Raw genomic sequence first — 15,533 nt, forward strand, 5'->3', positions numbered from 1 at the left:
GAGATATTTTTCTATTGATACAATTTAGCACTAGACAAGAATTTTTTACCCGCTAGATTTCGCGGCGGAGGAATTTGCAAACTGGGAGGGTTGCATAATGTCGTCTTACAAACAGATTTATGATAAGTGTTTAAAGCATCCTGAAGAATTCTGGGGTGAAGCTGCCCGTCTGATCGACTGGTTTGAACCGTATGACAAGGTGTTTGATAAAAATGCCGGAGTTTATGGGCGCTGGTTTACGGGCGGAAAAACGAACGCTTGCTACAATGCTGTTGACCGGCACGTGAAAGCGGGACGTGGCGCTCAAGTGGCCATCTATTATGATAGTCCGGTAAGCAACGGTAAAAGAGCGATTACCTATCAGGAACTTTATGAAGAAGTGCAGGCTCTTGCCGCCTTTATGCAGGATATCGGCATAAAAAAAGGTGACCGCGTTCTCATTTATATGCCAATGATTCCGCAGGTTTTTACTTCGGTTTTTGCCTGTGCACGCATTGGAGCCGTGCATTCAATCGTTTTTGGAGGATTTTCTGCAAAGGAACTTGCCATCCGCATTGATGATTGCAAGCCGAAACTTATCATTGCCGCCTCTTGCGGTATCGAGCCGAACCGCATTGTTCCTTATCAGGCTATGGTCAATCAGGCTATAAAAATTGCAAAGCATGAGGTGGAACATTGTATTGTCCATGAAAGGCCGATTACCCAAAAAGCCCCCGAGGGGCTTTTTACTTTAAAAGAGGGGCGTGATTTTGATTACGCCAAAATACTCAAGGAAAATATCGGGCGCAAAGTCCCGTGTGCCGAGCTTTCGGCAACCGACCCGCTTTATATCCTTTATACATCCGGCACCACCGGAAAACCTAAAGGGGTCATGCGCGATATAGGCGGTTATATTGTAGCACTGGCATGGACAATGGGGGCTGTATTCAATGTCAAAGCCGGTGAAGTTATGTTTACCGCTTCCGATGTCGGCTGGGTGGTAGGGCATTCCTATATCCTTTACGCGCCACTCATCGTCGGGGCAACAACTGTACTTTTCGAAGGAAAACCGATCGGCACACCGGATCCGGGGACATTTTGGCGTATATGTGAAGACTATAATGTACGCTCGTTTTTTTCTGCTCCGACCGCGTTTCGTTCAATAAAACGCGAAGACCCCGACGGGAATTATGCAAAACCTTATAAATTATCCAATTTGCAAGCCATGTTTGTAGCCGGAGAACGCGCAGATCCCGATACATTACAATGGGTAACCAATCTTTTTCACGTACCGGTCATCGACAATTGGTGGCAAACGGAAACCGGTTGGCCGATTGCAGCCAATCCGCTTGGATTGGGCCTTTTGCCTATCAAACCCGGTTCACCGGCCTGCCCGATGCCGGGCTATGTCATCGACGTTCTTGATGATGACGGCAACAAGGTCACACCGGGTACATTCGGCAATCTGGCATTTCGTCTTCCTCTTCCGCCCGGTTGCTTGCCAACTTTATGGAATTCCGACGAACAATTCAAAAAAACCTATCTTGAACGGTTCCCCGGTTATTATAATTCTTCGGATGCAGGCTATATCGATGAAGATGGTTATGTGTTTGTCATGAGCCGCACCGATGATATTATCAATGTCGCCGGTCACAGACTTTCTACCGGCGGTATGGAAGAAGCACTGGCAGGACATCAGGATATTGCAGAATGTGCGGTTATCGGCATTAAAGACAATCTGAAGGGGCAAGTTCCTTGCGGTTTTATTGTCCTCAAACATAATGTCGAACGGGAAGACGCCATCATTGAAAAGGAATGCATTGCCCGCATCCGCGAGATTATCGGACCGGTTGCAGCATTCAAACTCGTTATGACAGTACGCAAATTGCCGAAAACCCGTTCGGGTAAAATCCTGCGCGCTGTCATACGGCAAATTGTCGATGGTGAAAAATGGTCAACGCCGAGCACAATTGAAGATCCTTCAACACTTGTGGAGATTCAGGAGATGGTAAAAACCCGCCATTTTTGAAGGATAGGTGAATTCAACGACTTGACCGGAATAACAAGCGGGAAGGTAGCCAAAACGGCTAACTTCCCGTTTTATATGAAAATATACGTCCGTTTTTAAAAAGAATTCAATGCGAGAATTTGTATTGTTTTTTTGAATAACATAACCTGCGATGATCGATGCTGATGGTCGAATTGCAGTTTTGAATGGCTGATCGTCACAAAAAATATCTTGGGATATAAACAAAGAATATGCATGAACAAACAGGAGTGCCACTTGGGCGCTACCTTGATAGACATCATGTTCAAACCGAAACCGTTACCGATGTTTTTTGTCGCTGTTGCATATTTTCAAAATATCAAATCCGGTGTCCAAGTTTTGCTCGATCCGGCTTTTTGACATGCCGGATCAACGATTATGCGCAATAAAAAAATCGATAAAAGCACGCAGTGCCGCCCGCATTTTTTGTTGCGGGTAATAGATATAAAATCCTGGAAAAGACGGCGTCCAATCTTCCATCACTTTGATAAGCTTACCTCCCTTGATTGCGTCCTTCACGTAATTTTCGAAAACATAGGCAAGTCCGGCATGCTGAAGCACTGCATCAATCACCAATTGATGGTTGTTGAGAATAAGTTGTTCAGGTGGTGTAACGGTGAATTTTTTCCGCCCCTTTTCAAATTCCCAAACATAAGTCCGCTTTTCGTTAAACCGATATAAAATCGCTTTATGGTTTTTCAACTCGGTAGGATGACGGGGAGCCGGATGCGTTTCGAAATATTTTGGCGTTGCCACCAGAACGCTTCGCAAATCTCCACCTATTTTTGCCGCTATCATATCCTTTTCGACTTGTTCATGGATACGTATACCAGCGTCATAACCCGATTTGACAATATCAACAAAACGATTGTCGATGACGAGATCAAGGGTGATATCGGGATAAGCTTCGCTGAACGCCCCCAAATAAGGCGCGATAACAAACTTGGCTGCCGAATAGCCGGTATTTATGCGCAACAAACCCGAAATCTTGTTATGGGTTGCTTTGGCGGCATTAAAGCCATCCTCGATCACCCTGAGGGCAGAAGCCGTTTCATGCATGAGAACTTTGCCGGCTTCGCTCAAACCAAGACTGCGCGTCGTACGGTTAAAAAGTTGGACACCCAGACTTTCTTCCAGTTTTCCGACGGCATAAGATACTGCTGACGGCGCAATATTCAGCCTTTTCGCCGCTGTCCGGAAACTGCCTTCTTCCACCACTGTCTCGAAAATGAGCAAATGGGAGAGTTGTTGCCTATCCATAAATTCCCTGCCCCTTTATTGTTCTAATTTTTAGATCATAATTAGCGAATTAAATAGTATAAACAAACAATAAATATTCCTCTAGAGTGTTGAAAAATAGGCAAACAGACAAAAATAAAGAGGAATTGAAGCATGAAGAAACGCAAACTCGGTGTATTGAGTGTCTCGGAAATCGGGCTCGGATGCATGGGCTTTACACATGCTTATGGCGGCGATGATGAGCAATCGGCGATCAAAACATTGCACCGCGCAGTCGAGCTGGGTGTGACCCTTTTTGATACGGCAGAAATGTATGGCCCTTTCAATAATGAAATTCTCGTCGGCAAAGCATTAAAACCTTTTCGCGATAAAGTGGTCATTGCCACAAAATTCGGTTTTAAACTCGAAAAGCAACCTGATGGCCACATTGATGCCACCGGCGTTGACGGCCGTCCGGAACATGTGCGTGAAGTTGCTGAAGCCTCTCTCAAACGTTTGGGCATTGATGTGATTGATCTTTTCTATCAGCATCGGGTTGACCCAAATGTTCCGATTGAAGAAACAGTCGGTGCTATGGCCGATCTCGTTAAAGAAGGCAAAGTGCGTGCGCTTGGCCTTTCGGAAGCAAACAGCGAAACAATAAGACGCGCTTACAAGGTTCATCCGATCAGTGCACTCCAAAGTGAATACTCGCTCTGGACGCGTGATCCCGAAAAAGAAATTTTGGCAACATGCCGCGAGCTTGGAATCGGCTTTGTCCCGTATAGTCCTTTAGGACGCGGTTTCTTTGCCAGCGGTTTTACAACCAAAGGTTTGGGCGCTAACGATTTTCGCCGCCTGCTACCACGTTTTCAGGAAGGTGCTTTCGAAAAAAATCGGCAAATCATTACCGAAATGGAAAAAATGGCAAAAGAGAAAAATGCCACCGTTGCCCAGCTAGCACTGGCATGGGTTCTAAGCCGTGGTGATTTTATCGTACCGATACCAGGGGCAAGAAAAATCCGCCATTTGGAAGACAATGTTGCAGCCACCGAAATTCATCTTACAAAAGACGATTGCAAGCGGCTGGAAAATATTGTCAGCCCGGAAAAAGTTGCCGGAAAACGTTATGATGACAGCCGGTTGAAATTGGTTGATAAATAACTGTTATCCGATTTTGAAAAGCCGGTTGATCGGGCTTTTTAACCCTTTGTCATTAGACGATTGAATAAAAATGATCGAGGGTGTGAATGACCATGCAAATTATGGGATTCACACTCTCGCTTTATAAATTTGAAGACCGGCTTCATCGGTCCACTATGCTGTTCATAAAAAATGTAAATAAGCAGCACCCGTTTCCACGTGTTTTAAAAACGGGAAAAGCCAAGTCTGGTGCTAAAAAAGAAATATCTTGAGCATAATATAAGCTAACAATACGAGGGGAGATATATCTCTCCCTTTATAATCTTTTCATTGATCAAGGTTATTGCCGCAACCGTCATTCATATTGATCAAAAAGTGAACGAACGCTTGGCTTATTTAGCGTGCATTTCTAATGATGGACGACCTCGAAAACTTCATTTAAGCCGTCCGGATTTTTAATATTTTCAAAACAATTTTTCTGGAACGACCAACGCTATCAAAAAAGGTTCAGTCGTTCCTGCATTTATGAGCTGAACCTTTCCAGAGCATCATTAATTGGCAAACAGGTTTAACCGATTTGCTCCAATGTATAAGGTAATACATCGCGCTGATTATAATTGACCGACAGTTTATGCTTGAGAGGTGGAGCTGCCCGACTTGGACATGCCGTGCGTGAACAGATCCGGCATGAAATACCTATCGGCTCATAGGCGGCGTTATTCTCGAGATTGAGACCATCAGCATAAACAAATTGTGAAGCATTCGATATTTCGCAACCGAAAGCCAGCGCATAATGGGGATGTGGACTGTGATAACCACCATTCCTTTTCACCACCTGAACGGCCAGACAAAGATAACGCACACCATCCGGTGTTTCGGCAAGTTGCCGTATGATATTTCCGGGAGTTTCAAAGGCCTGATGGGCGTTCCAGACGGGACAAGCCGCACCATAACGGCCGAATTGCAATTTCACGGCGCTATGCCGTTTGGTTATATTGCCTGCGCGGTCAATGCGGGCAAAGAAAATCGGTACCCCTTTTTCACCCGGGCGCTGCAAAGTCGAAAGCCGGTGACAAACCTGCTCCAATGACACGCTGAAACGGGCAGCAAGCAATTCGATATCATGACGCAACAGATTGGCGGTACGCAGAAAAGGTTTATAGGGCAAAACCAGTGCACCGGCGAAATAGTTGTAAAGTCCGATACGGCAAATCTGATTGGCTTCTTCCGATTTGAAAGAAGCTTTTTTGATAATCTCGTCGCAAAGTGGGTCGGCTTCAAACTGTGCAAGTTGGACTGCCAGCTGGAAAGTGCGTTGTTGCGGAGCAACATAAGGATTTAACGTCAATACACGGCTCTTGGGGTCAAACTGGCGAACCATGCCATTGTCATCCGTGCCCCAGCGTACAAGAACCTGATGGCGTTCTTCAAGTCGTTGGATAATGGCGGAATGATTGTCACTCTCACCGATACCTATCTCGGCGGCGAGTCGTTCGGCACTACGGTCGAGATCATCGATATAGTTATCGACAAAATGGAAAAAGTCTCGCACCTCTTCATAAGGTAAAACTTCCGTGAGGCCGCTTGCCTGCAACCGGCCATCGGTACTTGCTAATTGTTCAGAAGCCAGCCGATAGGCCTGATGACAAGTAATAAGTGCACGCGCAAGACCCGGCGCATTTTGTGTAATAAGCCGTAATTCCTGCATGCCTGCCCGATTATTTTTAAATAACGGATCGCTCAGAGTTTCACTCAAAGCAGAGAGCAAACGGTCATCCTCTCCGGAAGAAAGACTGGAAATATCAATGTGGAATTTTTCAGCCAAAGATAGGAGAACAGCAGCCGAGACGGGCCGCTGGTTATTTTCGATCTGATTGAGATAAGAGGTAGAAATGCCGATACGCTCGGCAAAATGGGCTTGCGTCAATTGCTGGTCTTCACGCAATTTGCGCACTTTCCGCCCGATATAGAGTTTTCCGATAGCCATTTTTTCACAATTTCGCAATTTACAATTTGCATTTTTATAACTTATGCATTCGCACACGATCAAGCTTTATTATTTTTTTGACTGTGATAGCTTCGAATCGTGGAGGAAAAAGGCTTTGCCTTTATTGATCGGATACATGTGGGAGGAAAAGAAAAGGCTGCGGTTGGAGAAAACGCGCCTTTTCTTTTTTTTGAACCGATATCTGTTCCTCGCACAATAGCATCATCCAGAAATGTAAGAGGATGCGTTTTAGCGGTTCTTGAAGACCGAGGGAGGAACAATGCTTGCAACTTTGCAACAATTGGAAGAACGGCGCCAGAGTGCCCGTCTTGGCGGTGGGGAGCGCCGCATAGACGCTCAACATAAAAAAGGCAAACTCACAGCGCGCGAACGCATAGAAGTTCTTCTCGATGCCGGTTCCTTTGAAGAATACGACATGTTCGTCAACCACCGTTGTACCGACTTCGGCATGGACGAACAAAAATACGCCGGCGACGGCGTGGTCACCGGCTGGGGAACAATCAACGGCCGACAGGTTTACGTTTTTTCTCAGGATTTTACCGTTCTCGGCGGTTCGCTCTCTGAAACGCATGCACAAAAAATTTGCAAAATCATGGATATGGCTGCGCGCAATGGTGCGCCGGTTATCGGCCTTAATGATTCCGGTGGTGCACGCATTCAGGAAGGTGTTGCCTCGCTTGCAGGTTACGCCGAAGTTTTCCGTCGCAATGTCGAAGCTTCAGGTGTGATACCACAAATTTCCGTTATCATGGGACCTTGTGCCGGTGGAGCCGTCTATTCACCGGCAATGACCGATTTTATTTTTATGGTTCGTGACTCATCCTATATGTTTGTCACCGGACCCGATGTGGTAAAAACCGTCACCAATGAAATTGTCACTGCCGAAGAATTGGGTGGAGCAACAACCCACACCAAAAAGTCTTCCGTTGCTGACGGGGCTTTTGAAAATGATATTGAAGCACTGGAAAATATCCGGTTGCTTTTCGACTATTTGCCGTTAAACAGCAAAGAAAAGCCGCCTGTGCGGCCTTTTTACGATGATACCGAACGGCTTGATATGAAGCTTGATACGCTCATTCCCGATTCATCCACAAAGCCCTACGACATGAAAGAGCTTATTTTAAGTGTTGCCGATGAGGGCTCGTTTTTCGAGATCAAAGAGAATTTTGCAAAAAATCTCATAACCGGTTTTATCCGTATTGAAGGACGCACGATCGGTGTTGTTGCAAACCAGCCAATGGTGCTTGCAGGGTGTCTTGATATTGACACTGCCCGCAAAGGTGCACGCTTTGTACGCTTTTGTGATGCTTTCAATATTCCGATCCTGACACTTGTCGATGTTCCCGGATTCCTGCCCGGTACTTCGCAGGAATATAACGGCGTTATTATTCACGGCTCGAAATTGCTCTTTGCCTATAGCGAGGCAACCGTTCCGATGGTAACGGTCATTACCCGGAAAGCCTATGGCGGTGCCTATGATGTGATGGCATCAAAACACATTGGCGCGGATGTCAACTATGCCTGGCCAACGGCGGAAATTGCTGTCATGGGAGCAAAAGGGGCCACTGAAATTCTCCACCGGTCACATCTTGATGACAAAGAGGAGATTGCCCGCCTGACGCAAGAATATGAAAAACGTTTTGCCAATCCTTTTATTGCTGCCGAGCGCGGTTTTATTGACGAAGTGATCATGCCTCATTCCACCCGAAAAAGAGTGGCGCGGGCATTTGCTGCCCTTCGCAATAAAAAGGTCGAAAATCGTGATCGCAAACATGACACTATCCCGCTTTGAGGCTTCAAATGATTAAAAAAATCCTGATTGCCAATCGTGGCGAAATCGCTTGTCGCGTCATTCGTACAGCAAAACAGATGGGCATCAAAACGGTTGCTGTCTATTCGGATGCCGATGCCAATGCTCTTCATGTCCGCCAAGCCGATGAAGCTATCCATATTGGCGCCTCGCCTTCATCCCAATCCTATCTCGACATCGAAAAAATCATTGCTGCAGTCAAACAAAGCAATGCCGATGCAGTTCATCCGGGCTATGGCTTTTTGTCGGAAAATCCTGTTTTTGCCGATCGTCTGGAACAGGAAGGGATTATATTGATCGGGCCACCGGCAGATGCCATGCGCGCTATGGGGGACAAGATTACTTCCAAAAAATTGGCAGCGGAAGCCGGTGTTTCGACTGTTCCCGGACACATGGGGCTCATTGATGATACCGATCATGCGGTAAAAATCGCGCGTGAAATCGGCTATCCGGTCATGATTAAAGCCTCTGCCGGTGGCGGTGGCAAAGGCATGCGCATTGCATGGAATGACGAAGAAGCAAGAGAAGGATTTCAAGCGTCGAAGAATGAAGCCAAATCATCCTTCGGAGACGACCGCATTTTTATCGAAAAATTTGTGAGTGAACCGCGCCATATCGAAATCCAGATCATGGGCGACAAGCATGGCGACATTATCTATCTCAATGAAAGAGAATGTTCCATCCAGCGGCGCAACCAGAAGGTGATTGAAGAAGCTCCCTCACCTTTTCTTGACGAAAAAACCCGCAAAGCCATGGGAGAACAAGCAGTTGCGCTCGCCCGTGCCGTCAATTATCACTCCGCCGGTACGGTGGAATTTATTGTTGATGGCAAACGGAATTTCTATTTTCTGGAAATGAACACCCGCTTGCAGGTTGAACATCCGGTTACCGAAATGATTACCGGACTTGATCTTGTCGAACTGATGATCCGTATTGCTGACGGTGAAGCTTTGCCGCTTTCCCAAAATGATGTTAAACGGAATGGCTGGGCGTTGGAATGCCGGCTCTATGCCGAAGATCCCTATCGGAATTTCCTCCCCTCTACCGGAAGACTGACCCGTTATAATCCACCTATTGCAACCGGTGACAATGATGAAACGAGAATTCGTAACGATGGCGGCGTTTATGAAGGGGGAGAAATCTCGATCTATTATGACCCGATGATTTCGAAACTCGTTACATGGGGAAAAAATCGCCAAACGGCAATTCAAACCATGCAAGAAGCGCTCGACAGTTTCGAACTTGAAGGCATCGGAAACAATTTGCCATTTCTTTCGGCTGTCATGCGGCAAAAACGCTTTCAGGAAGGCAAATTAACCACCGCCTATATTGCGGAAGAATTTCCGGATGGCTTTCATGGCGTCTTGCCAACGCCGGATGAAGCGCGTTCCTTTGCAGCTATTGCCGCGTTTATCAATTGGAAATTGCAAGAACGGGCAGCCATGATTTCCGGCACGCTCGACAACCACCGGCGTATTGTAAAAAATGAATGGGTCGTGTCGATCTTCGACCAGTCTTTTCCCTTGGTTATTGAGGTTGATAAAGCCGGAGCCAAATTGGAATTTGCCGATGGAGAACAAATTACCCTTGAAAGCCATTGGCTACCTGGCATGACTATTTGCCAATTTTCTGTTTCGGACCTGTCGAACATGGTTGTGAAGGTCGATGTCAAAGGAACAGCCATAAGGTTGCGCCATGGTGGCATTGACGCAATTGCCCATGTCAGGGAACCCAATATTGCTGCCCTTGCAGCACTCATGCCAAAAAAATTGCCCCCCGATACATCCAAAATGTTGTTATGCCCGATGCCCGGCGTCATTACCGCGGTTTTTGTCAAAAAAGGCGATGAAGTCGAAATCGGCCAACCTCTTGCGATCGTCGAAGCGATGAAAATGGAAAATATGCTGAGGTCTGAAAAGAAAAGCAAAATCAGCGAAATTTCGGTGAAAGTCGGACAAAGTCTCGGTGTTGACGAAACCATCATGGAGTTCGAATAGACATGGCCGGAAAAGGAGATATAAGCGAGTGGAAAAAACTTGCCGAAAAGGAGCTTAAGGCTTCTCCCGACACACTTGTCTGGCATACAGCCGAGGGCATTGATGTCAAACCACTTTATACTAAAGACGATCTCGCTCACGACGATCTTTTGGACACATTACCGGGGCTAGACCCGTTCTTGCGTGGCCCGAGAGCGACAATGTATACCGGAAGGCCGTGGACAATCCGCCAATATGCCGGTTTCTCCACCGCCGAAGAATCGAATATCTTTTATAAAAAAGCCCTTGCGAGCGGGCAAAAAGGCCTTTCGGTCGCTTTTGATCTTGCCACTCACCGCGGATATGACTCCGATCATCCGCGTGTTGTGGGAGACGTAGGAAAAGCCGGTGTTGCGATTGATTCAGTCGAAGATATGAAAATTCTCTTTGACGGTATTCCGCTTGATAAAATGTCTGTTTCGATGACGATGAATGGCGCTGTCATACCCATTCTTGCGAATTTTATTGTTGCTGGCGAAGAACAGGGCGTTGCAAGACGCGATCTTTCAGGAACAATCCAGAACGATATCCTCAAAGAATTTATGGTACGCAATACCTATATCTATCCGCCCGAAGCATCTATGCGCATCATTGCCGATATTATCGAATATACCGCCAATGAAATGCCCCGCTTCAATTCAATTTCCATTTCCGGCTATCATATGCAGGAAGCGGGAGCCACACTTGTACAGGAACTGGCCTTCACACTTGCAGACGGGCGGGAATATGTGCGTGCAGCCCTTAAAAAAGGGCTTGATGTTGACCAATTTGCCGGCCGACTTTCATTTTTCTTTGCCATCGGCATGAATTTTTTCATGGAAGCGGCAAAATTACGTGCAGCACGTTTTTTATGGTCGCGCATTATGCACGAATTTTCACCTAAAAAAGCATCTTCCCTGATGCTGCGCACGCATTGTCAGACGTCCGGTGTTTCCTTGCAGGAACAGGACCCGTATAACAATATTGTGCGCACCGCTTACGAAGCATTGGCGGCTGTTTTGGGTGGAACACAATCGCTTCATACCAATTCTTTTGACGAGGCGATTGCATTGCCCACCGAATTTTCGGCACGCATTGCCCGCAATACGCAGCTGATTTTGCAAAATGAAATGGGCCTTACCAAGGTCGTCGACCCGCTCGCCGGCTCCTATTATGTCGAAACGCTCACCAAAGAACTCGTCGACAAAGCATCCGCTCTTATTGACAAGATAGAAGCCATGGGCGGCATGACCAAAGCAGTGATTGACGGCTTGCCGAAACGCCTCATCGAAGAAGCGGCAACTGCCCGTCAGGCGGCGGTTGACAAGGGGGAAGAGATTATCGTCGGGGTTAATAAATTCCGCTCCGATGAAGAAAAGAAAATCGATATTCTTGAAATTGACAATACAAAGGTCCGCGCCCAACAAATTGCCCGACTGGAAAAGATCAAACAAACCCGCAATAGCCGGAAAGTCACTGACACATTGAAGAATCTGGAAAATATTGCCAGAAGCAGAAACGGCAACCTGCTTGAAGCCGCGGTGGAAGCCGCAAGGGCGCGCGCAACTGTCGGTGAAATATCGGACACAATGCGTAAAGTTTTCGGTGACCATTCGGCCAAGCCCGTTGTGGTCAAAAACATCTATGGAAAAGCATTCTCGAACGAGCCTGAATATAAAACATTAAAACAGCGCTTGAGCGATATCACCGATACAACAGACCAACGCCCGCGCATCATGATTGCCAAACTCGGACAGGATGGTCACGATCGCGGAGCAAAAGTCATTGCTTCGGCATTCGGCGATATGGGATTCGAAATCATTGCCGGACCACTTTTCCAGACACCGGAAGAAGCAGCCGAAATGGCTATTGAAAACAAGGTTCAACTCATCGGTGTTTCTTCGCTGGCAGCCGGTCATAAAACCCTGTTGCCTCAGCTTGTCAAAGCATTGCAAAACCACAATTCCAATATTATCGTGGTTTGTGGCGGCGTTGTCCCCCGACAGGATTACGAATTTTTGAAAGAAAACGGAGTTGCTGCTGTTTTTGGTCCCGGAACCAATGTGGTTGAAGCGGCCAGCAAAATCCTTGATCTTTTACAAGGGAAATTACGTAATATCTGATGAGACCAATTTATATTTCTTCGCTCAATAGGGAGTTTTTCCAGTGTACCACTTTGGCCGACTGAACCATGTCGCAATCGCCGTACCGGATATTGAACAGGCTGCCGAACTTTATCGTTCCGTGAACAATGATGTTTCTCCTGTTCAGGACCTGCCTGAACATGGCGTCAGAATTGTTTTCGTCAAACTGCCCAACACAAAACTCGAACTGATGAGCCCACTGGGAAATAATTCACCTATCGCAAAATTTCTTGAAAAAAACCCGAAAGGTGGCCTCCACCACATCTGTTTTGAAGTTGATGATATTCTAAAAATGCGCGACCAGCTTGTTGCCGAAGGAATTAGAATCCTCGGCGACGGAAATCCTAAAACTGGCGCACATGGGAAACCCGTTCTATTCATCCATCCGAAAGACTTTGATGGAACATTGGTAGAGCTTGAAGAGGTTTAAGGCCAAAAACGCTTCCAAAACTTCTCATTATCAATTCAAAAGCAATTTTTATAGAATTGATCTTTTCTATTTTGCTTTAAATAGAAACCGATCGAATCCCGAAAACCGGATAAAATTTCTCACGCGAGTTCGCTGATAATATAGTTTAAAATCACGCGGCCTTTTCTGGTTGCACGGATACGGCTATTGCCCACCATTTCTACAAGACCTTGTTGTTGAAGATCGGCAACTTTGCTCTGGTTCAATCCGTGATTTGCCAGTTTCTCGTAGCGGGCAAGATCAAGCCCCTCGGTAAGCCGCATCCCCATGAGCAGCATTTCTTCTGCCTGCTCACTTTTTGTCAAATGTTCTTCTTCCGCAATGCCGTGGCCCTGTTTTTCAACGAGTTCCAACCAGCGTTCGGGGATTTTTTCGGTGATCGTTACCAATCGCCTATCCGGAAAATCAACATTTGAAACGGGAAGAAACCTGCCATGTGCTCCCGGACCAATGCCGACATATTGCTGGTAGCGCCAGTAAATGAGATTATGTTGTGACTGCGCATTGGCGGACGCATGATTGGATATTTCATAAGCCGGAAGCCCGTGACTTTCGGTTATCTCCTGTGTGAGATCATAAAGATCGGCACTCAAATCCGCCTCCGGCAATTTGAGCTTTCCGGCTTTATAGAGCCTGTCAAACCCCGTCCCTTCTTCAATGGTCAATTGATAAAGCGAAAGATGGTCGGCTGCGAGATCAATTGCTTGTTCCAGCTCATGTTTCCATGATTTCAATGTCTGGTTCGGGCGCGCATAAATAAGGTCAAAGGAAAGCCGCGGGAAAATCTCACGTGCAAGACCAATAGCAAAACGTGCCTGTTCAACATTATGAATGCGCCCCAAGCGCTTCAATTCTTCGTCGTTTAATGATTGAACGCCCAAAGAAAGCCGGTTGACACCGGCTGAACGATAGCCATGAAAACGCCCGGCCTCGACGCTCGAAGGATTGGCCTCCATTGTAATTTCGGCATTGTCCACAATCGGCCAATAGCGATCAATGCTTTTCAAGAGTGATTCGACTGTTTTTGGCGACATTAGTGATGGCGTACCACCGCCGATAAAAACAGTCGTTGCCTTATGGGCTCCTGTCCATTCACGCACCGTTGCCATTTCTCTTGCAAAAGCTTTGGCAAAACGGTCTTCATCCACGCCTTTCAACCGGACATAGGAATTGAAGTCGCAATAAGGACATTTGGCGGCACAAAACGGCCAATGGACGTAAATACCGAATGGCGCGTCCATCAGTTTTCCAGTAACGCTTCGGCAAATTGTTTAAAAGCCCGTGCGCGGTGGGACAAAGCATGTTTGTCGCCCGGCTTCCAACCATGTTTTTCCTCTGCCGTCATTTCGCCGAATGTTTTGTCATAGCCTTCCGGCTGGAAAATAGGATCAAAACCGAAACCCTTTTTGCCACGCGGAGGCCAGACCAAAGTCCCTTCGATTTCACCACGAAAATATTCCGCATGACCATCCGGCCAGGCAAGGCAAAGCACCGAGACAAAACGGCCATGCCGTTTATCTGGCGTTGTTGCACCTTTCTTTTCCAATGCATCTTCAACTTTTTTCATCGCTTTGTCGAAATCACGGTGCCCATCAGGTTGAATAGCCCAATCGGCAGTATAAACGCCGGGTGCCTTGTTAAGAGCATCGGCCTCAAGTCCTGAATCGTCCGACAATGCCGGCAGGCCTGTCGATTTGGCAGCAAAAAAAGCCTTGATATAGGCGTTTTCTTCAAATTTCGTGCCGGTCTCTTCCGGTTCTTCCAATCCCAATTCGCCCGCCGATGTGGTTTCAAACCCGAACGGGCCAATAAGATCGGCTATTTCCCTGAGTTTGCCGGAATTATGGGTTGCAACAACCAGTTTTTTCCCTTCAAGCTTTCTCATCGATAATCACCTTTCAGGAAGCTATCACTTTCTTCTGCAATTCAATCAAATCATGAATGCCACCTTTAGCGAGTGACATCAAAGTTGAAAATTGCTCTTCACTGAACGGATCACCTTCTGCTGTTCCCTGTATTTCAACAATTCCGCCTTTGCCGGTCATCACGAAATTGGCATCGGTTTCGGCGTTGGAATCTTCTGCATAATCAAGATCAAGCACCGGCATTCCCTGATAAATGCCGCAAGAAATTGCCGCAACATGGTCTTTCAGCACTTTATTGCGCAAGACCATCTGGCGCGTTTCCATAAAGCCCAGACAATCATAAAGGGCAACCCATGCTCCGGTAATCGATGCCGTGCGGGTTCCGCCATCGGCCTGAATAACATCACAATCAATCGTAATCTGCATTTCTCCCAAGGCTTTCAAATCAACAACCGCGCGCAGTGAACGCCCGATCAAACGCTGGATTTCCATAGTGCGCCCACCCTGTTTGCCGGAAGCAGCCTCGCGGCGCATTCTTTCACCGGTTGAACGGGGCAACATGCCATATTCGGCTGTAACCCATCCTTTACCAGAATTGCGCATCCAGTTGGGGACACGTTCTTCAAGGCTTGCGGTACATAAAACATGGGTATCACCGAACTTGACCAAACATGACCCTTCGGCATGTTTGTTCACATGACGTTCAAATGAAACGGCGCGCATCTCGTTGCTGGCACGATTGGACGGACGCATAAATTTTCCTTTCCGTGAAGTATTGTTTCAAGCATCTTTAGACCATTTGACCCATCTTTGGCAAAACTTATATAGAAGGAAA

11 protein-coding genes are annotated in these 15,533 nt (G+C 46.8%); 6 read left to right on the forward strand and 5 right to left on the reverse strand.

What is annotated here, in order from left to right:
* The first annotated feature begins 94 nt into the window (after nt 1–94).
* Nucleotides 95–2,008, forward strand: coding sequence for an AMP-binding protein (locus tag PEB0122_RS01775; RefSeq protein WP_404801498.1), 1,914 nt, complete (start codon nt 95–97; stop codon nt 2,006–2,008).
* A 387-nt stretch (nt 2,009–2,395) separates the two neighbouring features.
* Here the strand turns inward: PEB0122_RS01775 and PEB0122_RS01780 are convergent, their stop codons facing one another.
* Complete coding sequence (locus tag PEB0122_RS01780) at nt 2,396–3,286, reverse strand: LysR family transcriptional regulator (protein WP_075915337.1); 891 nt, start codon at nt 3,284–3,286, stop codon at nt 2,396–2,398.
* Nucleotides 3,287–3,418: 132 nt separating this feature from the next.
* Between PEB0122_RS01780 and PEB0122_RS01785 the strand changes: the two genes are divergently transcribed.
* Nucleotides 3,419–4,408 carry an aldo/keto reductase gene (locus tag PEB0122_RS01785; RefSeq protein ID WP_075915338.1) on the forward strand — a complete coding sequence of 330 codons (990 nt, stop codon included), beginning with the start codon at nt 3,419–3,421 and terminating at the stop codon, nt 4,406–4,408.
* 547 nt (nt 4,409–4,955) lie between these two features.
* On the opposite strand, the gene PEB0122_RS01790 is transcribed toward PEB0122_RS01785, so the two are convergent.
* On the reverse strand, nt 4,956–6,374 hold the full coding sequence (locus PEB0122_RS01790; protein WP_075869541.1) for a helix-turn-helix domain-containing protein: 1,419 nt from the start codon (nt 6,372–6,374) through the stop codon (nt 4,956–4,958).
* Between the two features lie 280 nt (nt 6,375–6,654).
* Between PEB0122_RS01790 and PEB0122_RS01795 the strand changes: the two genes are divergently transcribed.
* From PEB0122_RS01795 to mce, 4 genes are read left to right on the forward strand one after another with little or no spacing between them, the layout of a single operon-like run.
* Nucleotides 6,655–8,187, forward strand: a complete 1,533-nt coding sequence (locus tag PEB0122_RS01795) for an acyl-CoA carboxylase subunit beta (protein WP_075915339.1) — start codon at nt 6,655–6,657, stop codon at nt 8,185–8,187.
* 8 nt (nt 8,188–8,195) lie between these two features.
* A complete protein-coding gene (locus PEB0122_RS01800) occupies nt 8,196–10,202 on the forward strand; it encodes an acetyl-CoA carboxylase biotin carboxylase subunit (protein ID WP_075915340.1) in 2,007 nt (668 codons plus the stop codon).
* 2 nt (nt 10,203–10,204) lie between these two features.
* Entirely contained in the window at nt 10,205–12,343 is a 2,139-nt protein-coding gene (gene scpA / locus PEB0122_RS01805) for a methylmalonyl-CoA mutase (RefSeq protein WP_075915341.1), read from the forward strand.
* A gap of 43 nt (nt 12,344–12,386) precedes the next feature.
* Nucleotides 12,387–12,794 (forward strand): methylmalonyl-CoA epimerase, encoded by a 408-nt coding sequence (mce, locus tag PEB0122_RS01810; RefSeq protein ID WP_075869537.1) that lies wholly within the window; start codon nt 12,387–12,389, stop codon nt 12,792–12,794.
* A gap of 119 nt (nt 12,795–12,913) precedes the next feature.
* Here mce and hemW read toward each other — a convergent pair whose 3' ends face one another.
* The 3 genes from hemW to rph are packed head-to-tail and all read right to left on the reverse strand — an operon-like array spanning nt 12,914 to nt 15,451.
* The gene (gene hemW / locus PEB0122_RS01815) at nt 12,914–14,074 is read right to left on the reverse strand and encodes a radical SAM family heme chaperone HemW (protein WP_075915342.1); all 1,161 of its coding nucleotides are present in this window, start codon (nt 14,072–14,074) and stop codon (nt 12,914–12,916) included.
* Nucleotides 14,074–14,718, reverse strand: a complete 645-nt coding sequence (gene rdgB / locus PEB0122_RS01820; protein ID WP_075915343.1) for an RdgB/HAM1 family non-canonical purine NTP pyrophosphatase — start codon at nt 14,716–14,718, stop codon at nt 14,074–14,076. The genes hemW and rdgB overlap by 1 nt, the downstream gene beginning before the upstream one ends.
* A gap of 13 nt (nt 14,719–14,731) precedes the next feature.
* Nucleotides 14,732–15,451 (reverse strand): ribonuclease PH, encoded by a 720-nt coding sequence (rph, locus tag PEB0122_RS01825; RefSeq protein ID WP_075915344.1) that lies wholly within the window; start codon nt 15,449–15,451, stop codon nt 14,732–14,734.
* Nucleotides 15,452–15,533: the final 82 nt, after the last annotated feature.

The organism is Ditibartonella apis, from assembly GCF_001952075.1.
In the GTDB taxonomy this organism is placed as follows: domain Bacteria; phylum Pseudomonadota; class Alphaproteobacteria; order Rhizobiales; family Rhizobiaceae; genus Bartonella; species Bartonella apis.

Excerpts from the sequence above, each read along its gene's own strand:
- PEB0122_RS01780 (WP_075915337.1), bottom strand. The coding sequence starts at position 3,286 with ATGGATAGGCAACAACTCTCCCATTTGCTCATTTTCGAGACAGTGGTG.
- PEB0122_RS01785 (WP_075915338.1), top strand. The coding sequence starts at position 3,419 with ATGAAGAAACGCAAACTCGGTGTATTGAGTGTCTCGGAAATCGGGCTC.
- PEB0122_RS01790 (WP_075869541.1), bottom strand. The coding sequence starts at position 6,374 with ATGGCTATCGGAAAACTCTATATCGGGCGGAAAGTGCGCAAATTGCGT.
- PEB0122_RS01795 (WP_075915339.1), top strand. The coding sequence starts at position 6,655 with ATGCTTGCAACTTTGCAACAATTGGAAGAACGGCGCCAGAGTGCCCGT.
- PEB0122_RS01800 (WP_075915340.1), top strand. The coding sequence starts at position 8,196 with ATGATTAAAAAAATCCTGATTGCCAATCGTGGCGAAATCGCTTGTCGC.
- scpA (WP_075915341.1), top strand. The coding sequence starts at position 10,205 with ATGGCCGGAAAAGGAGATATAAGCGAGTGGAAAAAACTTGCCGAAAAG.
- hemW (WP_075915342.1), bottom strand. The coding sequence starts at position 14,074 with ATGGACGCGCCATTCGGTATTTACGTCCATTGGCCGTTTTGTGCCGCC.
- rdgB (WP_075915343.1), bottom strand. The coding sequence starts at position 14,718 with ATGAGAAAGCTTGAAGGGAAAAAACTGGTTGTTGCAACCCATAATTCC.
- rph (WP_075915344.1), bottom strand. The coding sequence starts at position 15,451 with ATGCGTCCGTCCAATCGTGCCAGCAACGAGATGCGCGCCGTTTCATTT.